The organism is Streptomyces sp. NPDC014864 (genome assembly GCF_043081525.1).
GTDB lineage: Bacteria > Actinomycetota > Actinomycetes > Streptomycetales > Streptomycetaceae > Streptomyces.
Genome location: NZ_JBIBWT010000015.1, coordinates 55,509 through 69,527, shown reverse-complemented (window position 1 = coordinate 69,527; position 14,019 = coordinate 55,509). Strand labels below are relative to the sequence as shown.

Annotated in this window: 15 protein-coding genes; 10 read left to right on the top strand and 5 right to left on the bottom strand. The window is 72.4% G+C overall.

The features are described from left to right. Positions 1–126 precede the first annotated feature (126 nt). Positions 127–636, top strand: a complete 510-nt coding sequence (locus ACF1A5_RS25180; protein WP_392195128.1) for an ATP-binding protein — start codon at positions 127–129, stop codon at positions 634–636. 70 nt (positions 637–706) lie between these two features. Here the strand turns inward: ACF1A5_RS25180 and ACF1A5_RS25175 are convergent, their stop codons facing one another. Further along, positions 707–1,510 (bottom strand): VOC family protein, encoded by an 804-nt coding sequence (locus ACF1A5_RS25175; RefSeq protein WP_392195127.1) that lies wholly within the window; start codon positions 1,508–1,510, stop codon positions 707–709. 289 nt (positions 1,511–1,799) lie between these two features. On the opposite strand from ACF1A5_RS25175, the gene ACF1A5_RS25170 reads away from it, so the two are divergent. Then, positions 1,800–2,651 carry a sulfurtransferase gene (locus ACF1A5_RS25170; RefSeq protein WP_392195126.1) on the top strand — a complete coding sequence of 284 codons (852 nt, stop codon included), beginning with the start codon at positions 1,800–1,802 and terminating at the stop codon, positions 2,649–2,651. 97 nt (positions 2,652–2,748) lie between these two features. Here ACF1A5_RS25170 and sepH read toward each other — a convergent pair whose 3' ends face one another. Beyond that, on the bottom strand, positions 2,749–3,783 hold the full coding sequence (gene sepH, locus ACF1A5_RS25165; RefSeq protein ID WP_392195125.1) for a septation protein SepH: 1,035 nt from the start codon (positions 3,781–3,783) through the stop codon (positions 2,749–2,751). 475 nt (positions 3,784–4,258) lie between these two features. Continuing rightward, positions 4,259–5,578 (bottom strand): D-arabinono-1,4-lactone oxidase, encoded by a 1,320-nt coding sequence (locus ACF1A5_RS25160; RefSeq protein WP_392195124.1) that lies wholly within the window; start codon positions 5,576–5,578, stop codon positions 4,259–4,261. A 249-nt stretch (positions 5,579–5,827) separates the two neighbouring features. On the opposite strand from ACF1A5_RS25160, the gene ACF1A5_RS25155 reads away from it, so the two are divergent. After that, positions 5,828–6,955 (top strand): ferrochelatase, encoded by a 1,128-nt coding sequence (locus tag ACF1A5_RS25155; protein WP_392195123.1) that lies wholly within the window; start codon positions 5,828–5,830, stop codon positions 6,953–6,955. Positions 6,956–6,963: 8 nt separating this feature from the next. Beyond that, positions 6,964–7,779: an inositol monophosphatase family protein gene (locus tag ACF1A5_RS25150; protein ID WP_392195122.1), complete on the top strand. Its 816-nt coding sequence runs from the start codon at positions 6,964–6,966 to the stop codon at positions 7,777–7,779. A gap of 106 nt (positions 7,780–7,885) precedes the next feature. On the opposite strand, the gene ACF1A5_RS25145 is transcribed toward ACF1A5_RS25150, so the two are convergent. Beyond that, a complete protein-coding gene (locus tag ACF1A5_RS25145) occupies positions 7,886–8,059 on the bottom strand; it encodes a hypothetical protein (protein ID WP_356188208.1) in 174 nt (57 codons plus the stop codon). A 437-nt stretch (positions 8,060–8,496) separates the two neighbouring features. On the opposite strand from ACF1A5_RS25145, the gene ACF1A5_RS25140 reads away from it, so the two are divergent. The 4 genes from ACF1A5_RS25140 (at position 8,497) to ACF1A5_RS25125 (ending at position 12,088) form a co-directional block, all read left to right on the top strand. Beyond that, a complete protein-coding gene (locus ACF1A5_RS25140; protein WP_007385219.1) occupies positions 8,497–9,150 on the top strand; it encodes a response regulator transcription factor in 654 nt (217 codons plus the stop codon). Positions 9,151–9,156: 6 nt separating this feature from the next. Next, positions 9,157–10,389, top strand: coding sequence for a sensor histidine kinase (locus ACF1A5_RS25135; RefSeq protein ID WP_392195121.1), 1,233 nt, complete (start codon positions 9,157–9,159; stop codon positions 10,387–10,389). 393 nt (positions 10,390–10,782) lie between these two features. Continuing rightward, on the top strand, positions 10,783–11,079 hold the full coding sequence (locus tag ACF1A5_RS25130; RefSeq protein WP_005481602.1) for a DUF4193 domain-containing protein: 297 nt from the start codon (positions 10,783–10,785) through the stop codon (positions 11,077–11,079). Between the two features lie 13 nt (positions 11,080–11,092). Further along, positions 11,093–12,088 (top strand): hypothetical protein, encoded by a 996-nt coding sequence (locus tag ACF1A5_RS25125; RefSeq protein ID WP_392195120.1) that lies wholly within the window; start codon positions 11,093–11,095, stop codon positions 12,086–12,088. 264 nt (positions 12,089–12,352) lie between these two features. On the opposite strand, the gene ACF1A5_RS25120 is transcribed toward ACF1A5_RS25125, so the two are convergent. Next, positions 12,353–12,829: a DUF3093 domain-containing protein gene (locus ACF1A5_RS25120; protein WP_392195119.1), complete on the bottom strand. Its 477-nt coding sequence runs from the start codon at positions 12,827–12,829 to the stop codon at positions 12,353–12,355. Between the two features lie 57 nt (positions 12,830–12,886). On the opposite strand from ACF1A5_RS25120, the gene ACF1A5_RS25115 reads away from it, so the two are divergent. Both ACF1A5_RS25115 and dut read left to right on the top strand, forming a co-directional pair. After that, positions 12,887–13,471: a PaaI family thioesterase gene (locus tag ACF1A5_RS25115; RefSeq protein WP_392195118.1), complete on the top strand. Its 585-nt coding sequence runs from the start codon at positions 12,887–12,889 to the stop codon at positions 13,469–13,471. After that, positions 13,468–14,019 carry a dUTP diphosphatase gene (gene dut, locus ACF1A5_RS25110; protein ID WP_392195117.1) on the top strand — a complete coding sequence of 184 codons (552 nt, stop codon included), beginning with the start codon at positions 13,468–13,470 and terminating at the stop codon, positions 14,017–14,019. Before ACF1A5_RS25115 ends, dut begins: the two co-directional genes overlap by 4 nt.

Below are 14,019 nucleotides of genomic sequence, written 5' to 3'. Positions count from 1 at the left end.
AACGCCCCCGCCATGGACGCCGTTACGGCACGCGGCTCGTACAAGCGCGTACGACACGCGTACAGCAGCCCCCTGTCGCCGCGTCACCGCTGGTCACGCCGGGCGACCGACGAGACCGTGATCGGCATGACGATCGAACCGATCCATCCGGCCCGACCCGCCGCAGCCCCGCCGCGCGAGCGCACCTTCGAGATGTGCTTCACCTCCACGCCCCGCGGCGCCCGCCTCGCCCGCCGTCTGGCGGCCGTCCGCCTGGACGCGTGGGGAATCCCGTACGGCACGGACGCGCACGACGCGATCGCGCTGATCGTCGCCGAGCTCACCACGAACGCCGTACGGCACGGGCACGTCCCCGGCCGGGACTTCCACCTGCGCCTCCACGCCCCGCCCCACGAGCGGGCGATGCGCGTCGAGGTCACCGACACCCGCGCCGAACGCCTTCCCCGCCGCCCCGCCGCTCCGGAGGGCGCAGCCGACACCGAGGAGGAAGCCGGCCGCGGGCTGATCCTCGTATCGCACCTGGCGACCCGCTGGGACTGGCACCCGCGCCAGGACGGTCCGGGCAAGACCGTCTGGGCGGAGTACGCGCTCCCGTCACGGTCCCAGTCGCGATCTCACCGGGACCGTTCGACGTGAAGTCCACAGGCGTGCGCGAAGGGCCGACGGCAGGGGTTGCCGGCCCGTCGCCGATCTGAACCGCGGGGGGTCAACGCTGCCGCTGGACCAGGCAGAACCGCGCCCCCTCCGGGTCCGCCACCGTGGCCTCCCGGCCGAGGGCGGTGTCGTGGGCCGGGTCCAGGACCTGGCCGCCGAGGCCGGCGACCCGGGTGAGCGCGGCGTCCGTGTCGGCGACCTCGAAGTACGTCGTCCAGTGCGGGCCCCGGTCGCGGGGCAGGGACGGGCCCAGTCCGTGGACGCCGGCGACCGGACGGCCGTCGAGGCACAGCGTCACCCGGTCGAGGCCGGGCGCCGCGCTCCGCCGCTCCTCGTAACCGAACAGCGTCTCGTAGAACTTGGCGACGGTCGCCGCCTCGTAGGTCACCAGCTCGTTCCAGACGGGGGTGCCGGGCACGCCGGTGACGCCCGTGCCCTGGTGCGCCCCGGCCTGCCAGACGCCGAAGACCGCGCCCGAGGGGTCGGAGCCGATCGCGAGGCGCCCGGCCTCGGCGGCGTCCAGCGGTCCCACTCCGACGGTTCCCCCGCACAGCCGTACCGTCTCCGCCGTCAGATCCACGTCGTCCGAGGCGAGATACGGCGTCCAGGCGACCGGCAGATGGCGGTCCGGCGGCAGTTGACCCATGCCCGCCACCTCGCGGCCGTCCAGCAGGGCCCGTACGTAGGGGCCGAGCTGCTGGGGGCCGGGGCGGAACTCCCAGCCGAAGAGCTCGCCGTAGAAGGCCTCGGTCGCGGCCATCTGGTGAACCATCAGGCTCACCCAGCACGGCGTGCCGGGGGTGTACCGAGCGGGCGCCCCGCCGTCCGGGCCGGCCGACTCCGGTGCCTCGGTCATCGTCACTCTCTTCTCGGCCCCTCGCGGTGGCCGCGTCGCTTCCGCTCTCCGGACCCCGAGCCGATGCTCGTACCACCCGTCGCGGGCGCGTTCGGGGCGTCCCCAGGGCGGTTCCCCGCCCGGAGGATGCCCTGTGCGGCTTCCTGCCCGTTTCCGTGCGCTTGCCTACGGATGTCGATCGGCTGTACAGGATGTGGCCGATCCCGTACGCCGGGTGATCGGACCTGCCCGGCGGGCAGAGTAGCCGGACCTGGACGCGGCGGCCACCCCGTGCGCAAGGATGGTGACCATGAACGCCATCATCTCCGCATCCGACCTCGCGAGCACCCTCACCGGCCCGAACCCGCCGGTCCTGCTCGACGTGCGCTGGCAGCTCACCCTGGCCAGGAAGGCCGGCGAACCGGCCTTCGACGGGCGCGCCGAGTACGGGACCGGGCACATCCCCGGCGCCGTCTACGTCGACCTGGACCGTGAACTGGCCTCGCCGCCGGGCCGGAACGGCCGGCACCCGCTGCCCGACACGGACGAGTTCGGCGCCGCGATGCGCCGCGCGGGAGTGTCGCAGGGCCGGCCGGTGGTCGTGTACGACGGAGGGCAGGGCTGGGCGGCGGCCCGCGCGTGGTGGCTGCTGCGCTGGACGGGTCACCCGGACGTGAGGGTCCTGGACGGCGGGTTGACGGCGTGGCAGGGACCCCTGGAGACGGCGGTGCCCGAGCCCGCGCCCGGCGACTTCGTGCCGCGGCCCGGAGCGCTGCCCCTGCTCGACGCCGACGGGGCCGCGGCGTTGGCGCGGTCGGGGGTGCTGTTCGACGCGAGGGCGGGGGAGCGGTACCGCGGGGAGGTGGAGCCGATCGACCGGGTGGGAGGCCACATTCCGGGGGCGGTGTCGGCGCCCACCACCGAGAACGTGGCGGCGGACGGCCGCTTCCTGCCCGCGGAGGAACTCCGGGCGCGCTTCGAGGCGCTGGGCGCGGGCGACGGCGGGGAGGCCGGCGTCTACTGCGGCTCCGGTGTCTCCGCGGCACACGAGGTCCTGGCCCTCGCCGTCGCGGGGATTCCCGCGGCCCTGTACGTCGGGTCCTGGTCGGAGTGGTCGGCGGACCCGTCGCGGCCGGTCGCGGTGGGACCGGACCCGCAGTGAGCGGACGGGTGCGCGGACCGGCAGCGATCCGCTCCGCGCACCCGGGAGGGGGGCCGCCCGGACAGGCGCGGCCCCCCGGTACGGCAGGATCCTGCCGCTACTCCTGCTTCTTCCGGCGCGTCCCGAACACGATCTCGTCCCAGCTCGGGACCGCGGCGCGGCGCCCGGGGCGGACGCCGTCCGCCTCGGCCTGACGGTCGGTGGCGCCGATGAGACGGTCGCGGTGGCTGCCTACGGAGCGCGGCATGAGGACGTCCGCATAGGCGGAGCCCGCGCCGGCCGAGGCCGCGGGCGCCGGTGGCTCCTCCGCGTCCGGTTCCGTCGGGGGTTCCTCCACGGGCTCCGGGGCACGCTCGGGCACCACCAGGTCGCCCCGGAAGCTCGGCACCGCCTCCAGCAGGCTCGTCAGCGAGTCCCGCTCGTTCCGCTCGCCCGTGCTCTCCTCCGCCGGCTCGGGAGCCTGCGCGGGCAGGCTCGGCCGGTCGCGGTCGAAGGAGCGCTCGCGCGGCAGCCGGGCGATGCGCGGCACGAACGGGAAGCTGGGCTCCGGGGCGCCGAGGTCGTCGGACTCGCCGATCAGGGACCGCGCCTCGTCGTCGACCGCCTGGACGAGTCGCCGCGGCGGATCGTACGTCCAGCTCGCCGAGTGCGGTTCGCCCGCGACCCGGTACACCAGCAGGACTTCCCAGGTGCCGTCGTCGCGGCGCCAGGAGTCCCACTGGACGGTGTCCTTGTCGGCGCCGCGCAGCAGCAGTCGCTCCTGGACGGCCTCGCCGAGCAGCGGACCGGAGTTCTCGCCGGGACGGCGCACCGGGGTCTTCCGGGCCCGCTCGGCCATGAAGGCGCGCTCGGCCAGGACGGGACCCTCGAAACGCCGTACGCGATCGACGGGGATGCCGGCGAGTTGGGCGACCTCTTCCGCGGTCGCGCCGGCTCGTATCCGCGCCTGGATGTCACGGGGGCGGAGATGGCTCTCCACCTCGATCTCGATCTGGCCGAGGCGGGGACGGTCGCCACGCACGGCGGCACGGAGCCGTTCGTCGATCGGAAGCGTGTACTCCGTGCTGTCCGCAGCCTTCAGCACCAGCCGTGTGCCGTCATTCGAGACGGCCACGACACGCAGTTCGGGCATGGGGACCTCCCGGGTGGTGCCTGCCGACGTCACGTGCGTCGCTGCTTCCGCTTGTCGAGTGTGGCCTGCCCGGGTGCAGCCTGCCACAACCTTGCCGAGTTGCCCGGCGTGTCGGGCACGGGCCCTGGATCGCCGTTATGGCACGGTTACCTGTTCACAACGCTCAGTGACCAACTGCGTCACCCTGTGCAACCAGCCCCCTCCCGGCGGTCCAGCAAGGTCCCGGACACCCTGGAGGGAGACCGGACCCAGGGCTCTGCACAGTACTCCATTCGGACCACGTGCGTGGATTGGCGCGCCGTCCAACTTCTGGCAAGGAACGGGACTTGACGGCCCCTGCCCGGTTTTATCGATCATGAACGTGGCGTACTTCACGAAATCGCCGGAAACGGAACTAACGGTTTCGTCCGTTTTCCTCCAATTCGGTGCCGTCGTGCGGACCTTGGCGCCCCGGACCTGGCGGCCCCAGGCTCCGCTACGCGCCCAGCACCCTCCGCAAGTAGTCGTTCTGGAAGCGCCGTTCCGGGTCCAGCCGGTCGCGCAGCGCCGTGAACTCGCCGAAGCGGGGATACACCCCGGAGAGGTACGCGGCGTCCCGGGTGTGCACCTTGCCCCAGTGCGGCCGGCCCTCGTGCGCGGTGAAGATGTGCTCGGCGGCGGTGAAGTACCGCTGGTACGGCGTGCCCCGGAACATGTGGACCGCGACGTACGCGCTGTCCCGGCCCGAGGCGGTGGAGAGCGTGATGTCGTCGGCGGGGGCGGTGCGCACCTCCACCGGGAAGCTCACCCTCAGGTCGGAGCGGTCGAGCATCCTCTTCAGTTCGCGCAGGGTGTCGGTCAGGGCCTCGCGCGGGACGGCGTACTCCATCTCCACGAACCGCACCCGGCGGGGCGAGGTGAAGACCTTGTACGGGATGTCGGTGTACGTTCGCGCGGACAGCGCCCGGCTGGAGATCCGGGCGAGCGCGGGGATGCAGGCCGGCACCGCCCGGCCGACCCAGTTGGCCGCCTGGAAGACCCCGTTGGAGAGGAACTCGTCCTCGAACCAGCCGGCCAGCCGCCCCACCGGCTGCTCCGGGCCCGCGCTGCGGTTGTTGCGCTTGGTGGTGGTGCTGCCGGTGTGGGGGAACCAGTAGAACTCGAAGTGCTCGTTCTCCGACCACAGTTGGTCGAACTCGGCGAGCACCCGGTCCAGCGGCATCGGCTCCTCGCGGGCCGTGAGCAGGAAGACGGGTTCCACCGCGAAGGTGATCGCGGTGACGATCCCCAGGGCGCCCAGGCCGATGCGGGCGGCCGCGAACACCTCCGGGTTCTCCTTCTCGGAGCAGGTGAGCACCGAACCGTCCGCGGTGACCAGCTCCAGCCCCTTGATCTGGGCGGCGATGGAGGCGGACTCGCGGCCGGTGCCGTGGGTGCCGGTGCTGGTCCCCCCGGACACCGTCTGCTCCATGATGTCGCCCATGTTGGTGAGCGAGAGACCCTCGCGGGCGAGCGCCACATTGAGTCTCTTGAGCGGTGTGCCCGCCTCCACCGTGACCGTCATGGCCTGGCGATCAATGTTGCGTATGCCGGTCAACAGTTGAGGGCGGACCAGGACGCCGTCCGTTGCGGCGATGCTCGTGAAGGAGTGCCCCGTACCGACCGCCTTCACCTTCAGCCCGTCCTCGGCGGCCTTCCGCACGGCCGCGGTCAGCTCCTCCACCGAGGCCGGCGCCACCTCCCGCGCGGGGCGCGCGCTGACGTTTCCGCCCCAGTTGCGCCACGTGCCGTTCTTCGTGCTCGTCGTGCTGCCCAACGAAGCCTCCCCGAACCGGAGCCGGCCCGCTGAGCCGGCGAACAGCGCCACAGCCAGAAACGGCAGGCTTGCGACCAGTAGAAGGGGGATCATACTCACGGCCGTCGCTCATATGCCCAGCGCACGGCGGCCGGCTGCCGGCGTGCGCCGCGGGCGCCCCGGCCGGGCGCGGTGCCGTGGAACCCGTCGGCACCGGACGCGACACCCCGCCGTTTCCCGGCTGTCCGTACCGGGTGGCAGGATCGAGACATGCCAGACGCGCTCGATGCCACCCCGTACGACGCCCTGCTCCTGCTCTCCTTCGGCGGCCCCGAAGGTCCGGACGACGTGGTCCCGTTCCTGGAGAACGTGACGCGCGGGCGCGGCATCCCCAGGGAACGCCTGAAGGAAGTCGGACAGCACTACTTCCTCTTCGGCGGGGTCAGCCCGATCAACGACCAGAACCGCGCCCTGCTCCAGGCGCTCCGCAAGGACTTCGCCGACCACGGCCTGGACCTGCCGGTCTACTGGGGCAACCGCAACTGGGCGCCGTACCTGACGGACACCCTGCGCGAGATGGTCCGGGACGGCCACCGCCGCATCCTGGTCCTGGCCACCAGCGCCTACGCCTCGTACTCGGGCTGCCGCCAGTACCGCGAGAACCTCGCCGACTCGCTCGACGCCCTCCGGGACGAGGGCCTGGACCTCCCGCGGGTCGACAAGATGCGGCACTACTTCAACCACCCCGGCTTCCTCGAGCCCATGATCGACGGGGTGATCGAGTCACTGGCCGGCCTGCCCGAGGACGTCCGCGACGGGGCGCACATCGCCTTCACCACCCACTCGATCCCGACCTCCGCCGCGGACACCTCCGGCCCGGTCGAGGGGCACGGCGACGGCGGGGCCTACGTCCGGCAGCACCTGGACGTGGCGAAGCTGGTCGCCGACGCAGTCCGCGAGCGCACCGGCGTCGACCACCCCTGGCAACTCGTCTACCAGTCGCGCTCCGGCGCCCCCCACATCCCGTGGCTGGAGCCGGACATCTGCGACCACCTCGAGGAGCGGCACGCCGCCGGAGCCCCCGCCGTGGTGATGGCGCCCATCGGCTTCGTCTCCGACCACATGGAGGTCCTCTACGACCTGGACACGGAGGCCACGGCCAAGGCCGGGGAGCTGGGCCTGCCGGTGCGCCGCTCGGCCACCGTCGGCGCCGACCCGCGGTTCGCCGCGGCCGTCCGCGACCTGATCCTGGAGCGCGCCGCCGTCGAGCGCGGGCAGCGGGTCACGCCGTGCGCCCTCGGCGCCCTCGGCCCGAGCCACGACGTCTGCCCGGTCGGCTGCTGCCCGGCCCGCGCGCCCCGCCCCGCCGCCGCGGGCGCCGACAGCCCTTACGCCTGAGGAGCCCCGTGATCGACGCCCTGACCACCGAACTGCTGGAACTCGCGCGGGAGGCCGCGCGCCGCGCCGGGGAACTGCTGCGGGACGGCCGTCCGGCCGACCTCGCGGTGGCCGCCACCAAGTCGAGCCCGATCGACGTCGTCACCGAGATGGACATCGCGGCCGAGAAACTGATCACCGGTCTGATCTCGGACCGCCGCCCCGACGACGGCTTCCTCGGGGAGGAGGGTGCCGCCACCGAGGGCACCAGCGGCATCCGCTGGGTCGTCGACCCGCTCGACGGCACGGTGAACTACCTGTACGGACTGCCGACCTGGGCGGTCTCCATCGCGGCCGAGCAGGACGGCGAGACCGTCGTCGGCGTGGTGGCCGCCCCGATGCGCGGGGAGTCGTTCCTCGCGGTGCGCGGCCGCGGGGCCTGGGCCACCGGCGCCTGGGCCGGCCAGCGCAAGCTGGCCTGCCGCACCGCGCCGCCCCTCGAGCATGCCCTGGTCTCCACCGGCTTCAACTACGTCACCGAGGTGCGCACGCACCAGGCCGAGGTCGCCCGGCGGCTCATCCCGCGGCTGCGGGACATCCGCCGCAGCGGCTCGGCCGCGGTCGACCTGTGCGACGTGGCCGCGGGCCGCCTCGACGGCTACTACGAGCGGGGCCTGAACGCCTGGGACTACGCCGCGGGCGACCTGATCGCCCGGGAGGCGGGCGCCCTGACCGGTGGCCGCCCTGGGGAGCGCCCCTCGCGCGAGCTCACGGTCGCGGGCTCCCCGGGCGTCTTCGAGCCCCTCCAGCGCCTCCTGGAGGACCTCGGCGCCTGGCACGACTGACCTGGGACGACGCGGCACGACCGCACACGGCGCGGCACGACCGCCCACGGCAACGAAGCGGGACCCCGGCGCTGGATTCGCCGGGGTCCCGCTTCGCGCACGCTGATCAGACGGCGGACACGCCGACTTCCACACCGTGTTCGGCGGCGAGGCGGCGCAGGTCGTCGAGCTCGGCCAGTTCGACGTCGACGAGGAAGTCGTCGCCTTCGTCGCGCGCCCGCGTCAGGTCGGACTCGGTCGCCTTTATGCGCTGCAGAAGTCCTGCGGTGAATGCGTCCATGCTGCGCCCCCTCGTCCTGGGTCGTGGGTCGGTGGCACGGGGGTGTGCCGTTCGGAAGGGACGATCACGTCTCCAATGGATGCCCAGCGCTGCCCTGCTGGGCGGCGACGGCGCCGGACACCCACGCCCACTCCGCCGGAAAGCGGATCATGATGTACCGCAGGTGGTACGGCACATGCAGAGCGTGATCGCGGGGTGTAAAGCCGTCCTCCCCAACCCCCCTCCCGCGGAAACCTCAACCGCGCGGAAATTTTCGGCATTCCCGGACCTTCATCCGGGTCTCATCCGTCCCACACCTTCTCCTCGCCGGCCGCTTCCCCGGCTTACAGCCGACTTATGACCGAAAAGGGCAGGATGGAGGCACACACCCGTGAGGACCCCTGCCCGCGCGTGCCCGAGCGGCGCTACGCGGGTGGACATCAGGAAGGACAAGGGACGTGCGCGTACTCGTCGTCGAGGACGAGCAACTGCTCGCCGATGCGGTGGCCACCGGGCTGCGCCGGGAGGCCATGGCCGTCGACGTCGTGTACGACGGTGCGGCCGCCCTCGAACGCATCGGCGTCAACGACTACGACGTGGTCGTCCTCGACCGCGACCTCCCCCTCGTGCACGGCGACGACGTCTGCCGCAAGATCGTGGAGCTCGGCATGCCCACGCGCGTGCTGATGCTCACCGCGTCCGGCGACGTCAGCGACCGGGTCGAGGGCCTGGAGATCGGCGCCGACGACTATCTGCCCAAGCCTTTCGCGTTCAGCGAGCTGACGGCACGCGTGCGTGCCCTCGGCCGGCGGACCAGCGTGCCCCTGCCGCCCGTCCTGGAGCGTGCCGGCATCAAGCTCGACCCCAATCGCCGCGAGGTCTTCCGCGACGGCAAGGAGGTCCAGCTCGCGCCGAAGGAGTTCGCCGTCCTGGAGGTCCTCATGCGCAGCGAGGGCGCGGTCGTCTCGGCGGAGCAGTTGCTGGAGAAGGCGTGGGACGAGAACACGGACCCGTTCACCAATGTCGTACGGGTCACCGTGATGACGCTGCGCCGCAAGCTCGGCGAGCCCCCGGTGATCGTCACCGTGCCCGGCTCCGGGTACCGGATCTGATCCGCCGTGGCCGCCACCCCCGCGCCGCCCCAGGCGCCGCCGAAACCCACGTGGGACCCCCGGAGGCCGGAGCCGCCCTTCCCGTGGCTGCGCCCGACCATCCGGATACGGCTCACCCTGCTCTACGGCGGCATGTTCCTGATCGCCGGCATCCTGCTGCTGTCGATCATCTACCTGCTCGCCGCGAACGCGCTGAACGTGGGCAGCGAGCTGCCGTTCAAGATCATCTCGGGCCAGGTCACCAGCGACGCCTGCAACTTCCCGACCCAGACCACCGCGACGCAGCTCAACCACGCGATGAACGAGTGCGTGAACGAGCAGCGCCAGCACGCCCTGGACAGCCTGCTCAGCCGCTCGCTGCTGGCCCTGCTCGGCCTCGCCGTCATCGCCTTCGCCTTCGGCTACGCGATGGCCGGCCGGGTGCTGTCCCCGCTCGGCCGGATCACCCGCACCGCACGCGCGGTGGCCGGCTCGGACCTGTCCCGGCGGATCGAGCTGGACGGCCCGGACGACGAGCTGAAGGAGCTCGCCGACACCTTCGACGAGATGCTGGAGCGGCTCCAGCGGGCCTTCACCGCCCAGCAGCGCTTCGTGGGCAACGCCTCGCACGAGCTGCGCACCCCGCTCGCGATCAACCGCACGCTGCTGGAGGTGCACCTGTCGGATCCCAACGCGCCGGTGGAGCTGCAGCAGCTCGGCAAGACGCTGCTGGCCACCAACGAGCGCAGCGAGCAGCTCGTGGAGGGCCTGCTGCTGCTCGCCCGCAGCGAGAACCAGATCGTGGAGCGCAAGCCGGTGGACCTCGCGGAGGTCGCCTCGCAGGCCGTCGACCAGGTGCACGGCGAGGCCGAGGCCAAGGGCGTCGAGATCCGCGGCGAGCGCAAGCCGGCGGTCGTCCAGGGCAACGGCGTCCTGCTGGAGCGGATCGCGCTGAACCTGGCGCAGAACGCCGTCCGGTACAACGTGCCCGAGGGGGGCTGGGTGGAGGTCACGACCGACGTCCAGCACGGCCAGGCGGTCCTGGTGGTCGCCAACACCGGCCCCGTCGTCCCGGCGTACGAGATCGACAACCTCTTCGAGCCCTTCCGGCGGCTGCGCACCGAGCGCACGGGCAGTGACAAGGGCGTGGGCCTCGGACTGTCGATCGCCCGCTCCGTCGCGCGGGCGCACGGCGGGCACATCTCGGCACGGCCTCGGGAAGGGGGCGGTCTCGTGATGCGCGTCACATTGCCTGTCTGAGATCATATGTGCGAGCACCGGGGTTGTTCGCTGCGCGCGGAATTCGTGAGGACCCGTCAGCGCCTCTCCGTGTGCGATCGATCACAAGCGCATTTTTCCGGCCATCCACTCTCCGTGATCATGAATCATGTCGGAAAGCCGGAAAAATCCTGGTTTTCAGGTGTACTGATCACGGGAAGTACACGGTGGGACCGCTTTGAAGTGCGGCATCCGGACCGTGTACGGTCCCGTTCGCCATCCAAGCCGATCACTCCTGAGGGGGCCGGTTGGGTGTCGATTGAGTAACAGACCTTGATGTGAGGCAAAATCTCCGCCTCAGGTCGGGCACAAGTCCGGCCTCTCACGCGTTACGTGCGCTGGAGACACCGCAGACACCCAGAGGGGGAGAGCGACATGGCAACCGATTACGACACTCCACGCAAGACCGACGACGACGTCGACTCGGACAGCCTTGAAGAGCTGAAGGCCAGGCGGAACGACAAGTCGACCTCCGCCGTCGATGTGGACGAGTTCGAGGCCGCAGAAGGCCTGGAGCTTCCCGGCGCGGACCTCTCCAATGAGGAGCTGGCCGTCCGGGTGCTGCCCAAGCAGCAGGACGAGTTCACCTGCATGAGCTGCTTCCTGGTGCACCACCGCAGCCAGCTGGCCCGCGAGAAGAACGGCCAGCCGATCTGCCGCGACTGCGACTGAGGCGGGGTCGGCCGTGACCGGCTCGACCCCTCCCTGGAAGCGCCGTTCCCCTCGCGGGGGAGCGGACCCGGGGCCGTCCGACGGCCCCCACGGCGTGCGTGACGACGAGCGAGGCTCATCCGATGCGTCCGGCCCGCCCGGACCGACCGGATCAGCCTCGCTCGCATCGCTGTCCGGGCGCGGGGACCCCGCCGGGCCCGAGACAGGTCCCGGGCCCGGTGCCCGGACGGAGACACCTCCTGCCCGGCCGGAGCCGGGAGCCGGCGGGAAGGTCGCGAGGCTGGGCGGCAGAGCCGCACGAGCTGCTCGCGACGGCGCCCGCAAGGGCGGCAGCCGCGCCAGGGCGGGGCTGGCCCACCTCGCCGACCGGATCATCGACATCGCCCCGCGCATCCCCGTACGGGACCTCGCCGCTCTCCGCCGGCAGTTCCCGGGCCTGGGGCCCGAGCAGATCGCGGACAGGCTGGTCGCGGGCGCGGCCAAGGCCACCTCCGCGGTCGGAGCCGGAGTCGGAGCGGCGGCGATGCTGCCCGTGCCGCCCGCGATGCCGACGGAGCTGGCCGCCGAGATCACCGGCGTCGCGGCGATCGAGCTCAAGTTGATCGCGGAGCTCCACGAGGTGTACGGAGTGCGGCCGCCCGGAGATCTCAGGGCCCGCAGCGCCGCCTATCTGACCTCGTGGTCGGGGGAGCGCGGCATCGACGTGACCAGGCCGTCGACGTTCGACTCGGCCTTCGGCGGCCATCTGCGGCGCCGGCTCAGACACCAGATCATGAAGCGCACCGTGCGTGACCTGCCGAATCTGATGCCGTTCATGATCGGTGCCGCCGCCGGTGCACTCCTCAACCGCCGGGAGACCCGCAGGCTCGCCGGGCGGATCCGCGCCGACCTCCGCCGGATCCAGGTCCGCTGGGACGCGCTGCCCGCGCTGCCACCCCTGGAGACCCCCGCCGACGCGCTGGCGGTCGACGACATCCCGGGCGACGTCCGCAAGGAGATCGGGCACTGACGGATCGGGCACCGACGGACCTCCATCGCACCGGTGCCCACGGCACCAGCGGCTCCGGCTGAGCTCGGGGCCGCCCCGGGCCGCGTCGTCGCCGCGTGCACTGCTCCTGGGCGCACGGCTCCATGGGCGCACGGATCCACGGGCGTACGGCTCCACGGGCTTACGGCGCCTGAGCGTGCACGGCGCCGAGCCCTGTGCGGTGGCGTACCGAGCCCCGTACGAGTGCCCGCGGGGGACGGCCGCACGAGGTGCCGCGAGGGGCTTCTACGCGGTCCCCGGCGCCGCGGCCGCCCGGGATGCCTCCAGGGCCTCGGCGAGGCCCTGCGGGTTCCGGGTCGACAGGTACAGGTACGGCGTCGGGTCCTCCGGGTCGGTGACCTCCACGCGCAGCGCCCCGGGGATGTAGGCGCGCAGCAGCAGGAAGGCGCGGGTGTCGGCCTTGTAGGTGCGCCAGGCGCGCGCCTCCTCCGCGTCCAGCACCTCGGCCTCGCCGAGGGCCGTCACCGGGATCTTCGCCTCGCCCGCGACCAGCGTCCCGCCCACGACCCGGATGCGGGGGGAGCCGTACGCGCTCACCACGACCGCTGCCGCGGCGGTCCCGCCGACCAGCCCGCCCAGCGTCGGCAGGGTGCCGAAGGGAAGCATGATCAGGGCGCAGGAGACACCGATCAGGAAGCTCATCAGCCACCAGGAGCGGGGCGCGGTGAGACGTTCTTCGTAGGGCGGGGCGGAGGGCTGCATGAGCCAAGCTTGGCACGGTGTCGGGAGCGGACCGAGGCGCGGGTAAGGTCTGCGGCTGTGAGTGGTAGTTCCGCAGCTCTTCAGCCCCCGTCCGATGCCGTGAAACCCGTGCGGCACCCCGATGCCCCCGCCCCCGGTGAACTCCTCGGCGCGCACTACGAGCAGTGCTTCGGGTGCGGCGGGGAGCAGCCGCACGGCCTGCACCTGCAGGCCCGGGCCGGTGAGGGTGTCCGCATCACCGCCGAGTTCACCGTGCAGAGCGCCCACCAGGGAGCGCCCGGACTGGCCCACGGCGGGGTGCTCGCGACCGCGCTCGACGAGACGCTCGGCTCGCTGAACTGGCTGCTGCGGACCATCGCGGTGACCGGACGGCTGGAGACCGACTTCGTGCGCCCGGTGCCGGTCGGCACCACCCTGCATCTGGAGGCCGAGGTCACCGCGGTGGCCGGGCGGAAGATCTACTCGACCGCCACCGGCCGGATCGGCGGCCCCGACGGGCCGGTCGCCGTCCGCGCCGACGCGCTCTTCGTCGAGGTCAAGGTCGACCACTTCGTCAGCCACGGCCGCGAGCAGGAGATCCAGGCCGCCATGAGCGACCCCGACCAGATCCGGCGGGCGCGCGCCTTCGAGGTGAACCCGTGAGCCGCGACCCCGTGGACGTGCCGATCCGGCGCGTCGACCCCGACGTACCCCTTCCGACGTACGCGCATCCCGGCGACGCGGGGGCCGATCTGCGCACCACCGCCGCCTGCGAACTCGCACCCGGGGAGCGGGCCGTGCTGCCCACCGGAGTGTCTGTCGCGCTGCCCGATGGGTACGCGGCCTTCGTGCATCCCCGCTCCGGCCTCGCCGCCCGCTGCGGTGTCGCCCTCGTGAATGCCCCGGGGACGGTTGATGCCGGGTACCGTGGGGAGATCAAGGTGATCGTGGTGAATCTCGACCCGTGCGAGTCCGTGCGGTTCGAGCGCTTCGACCGGATTGCCCAACTGGTCGTCCAGCAGGTCGAGAGGGTCCGCTTCCAGGAGGTCGCGGAGCTTCCCGACTCGGCGCGGGCCGAGGGGGGCTTCGGGTCCACCGGCGGCCATGCCGCGGTGGACGGCGAAAGCGGCACAAGCGGTCGGGCCGCCGTGGGCGGCCGGACGGGTGGGAATCGATACGCTTCGGTCGTATCCGACCGGGAAGGACAGTGA

Coding starts and splice junctions, on each gene's coding strand:
- ACF1A5_RS25180 (WP_392195128.1), top strand. CDS start 127: ATGACGATCGAACCGATCCATCCGGCCCGACCCGCCGCAGCCCCGCCG.
- ACF1A5_RS25175 (WP_392195127.1), bottom strand. CDS start 1,510: ATGACCGAGGCACCGGAGTCGGCCGGCCCGGACGGCGGGGCGCCCGCT.
- ACF1A5_RS25170 (WP_392195126.1), top strand. CDS start 1,800: ATGAACGCCATCATCTCCGCATCCGACCTCGCGAGCACCCTCACCGGC.
- sepH (WP_392195125.1), bottom strand. CDS start 3,783: ATGCCCGAACTGCGTGTCGTGGCCGTCTCGAATGACGGCACACGGCTG.
- ACF1A5_RS25155 (WP_392195123.1), top strand. CDS start 5,828: ATGCCAGACGCGCTCGATGCCACCCCGTACGACGCCCTGCTCCTGCTC.
- ACF1A5_RS25145 (WP_356188208.1), bottom strand. CDS start 8,059: ATGGACGCATTCACCGCAGGACTTCTGCAGCGCATAAAGGCGACCGAG.
- ACF1A5_RS25130 (WP_005481602.1), top strand. CDS start 10,783: ATGGCAACCGATTACGACACTCCACGCAAGACCGACGACGACGTCGAC.
- ACF1A5_RS25120 (WP_392195119.1), bottom strand. CDS start 12,829: ATGCAGCCCTCCGCCCCGCCCTACGAAGAACGTCTCACCGCGCCCCGC.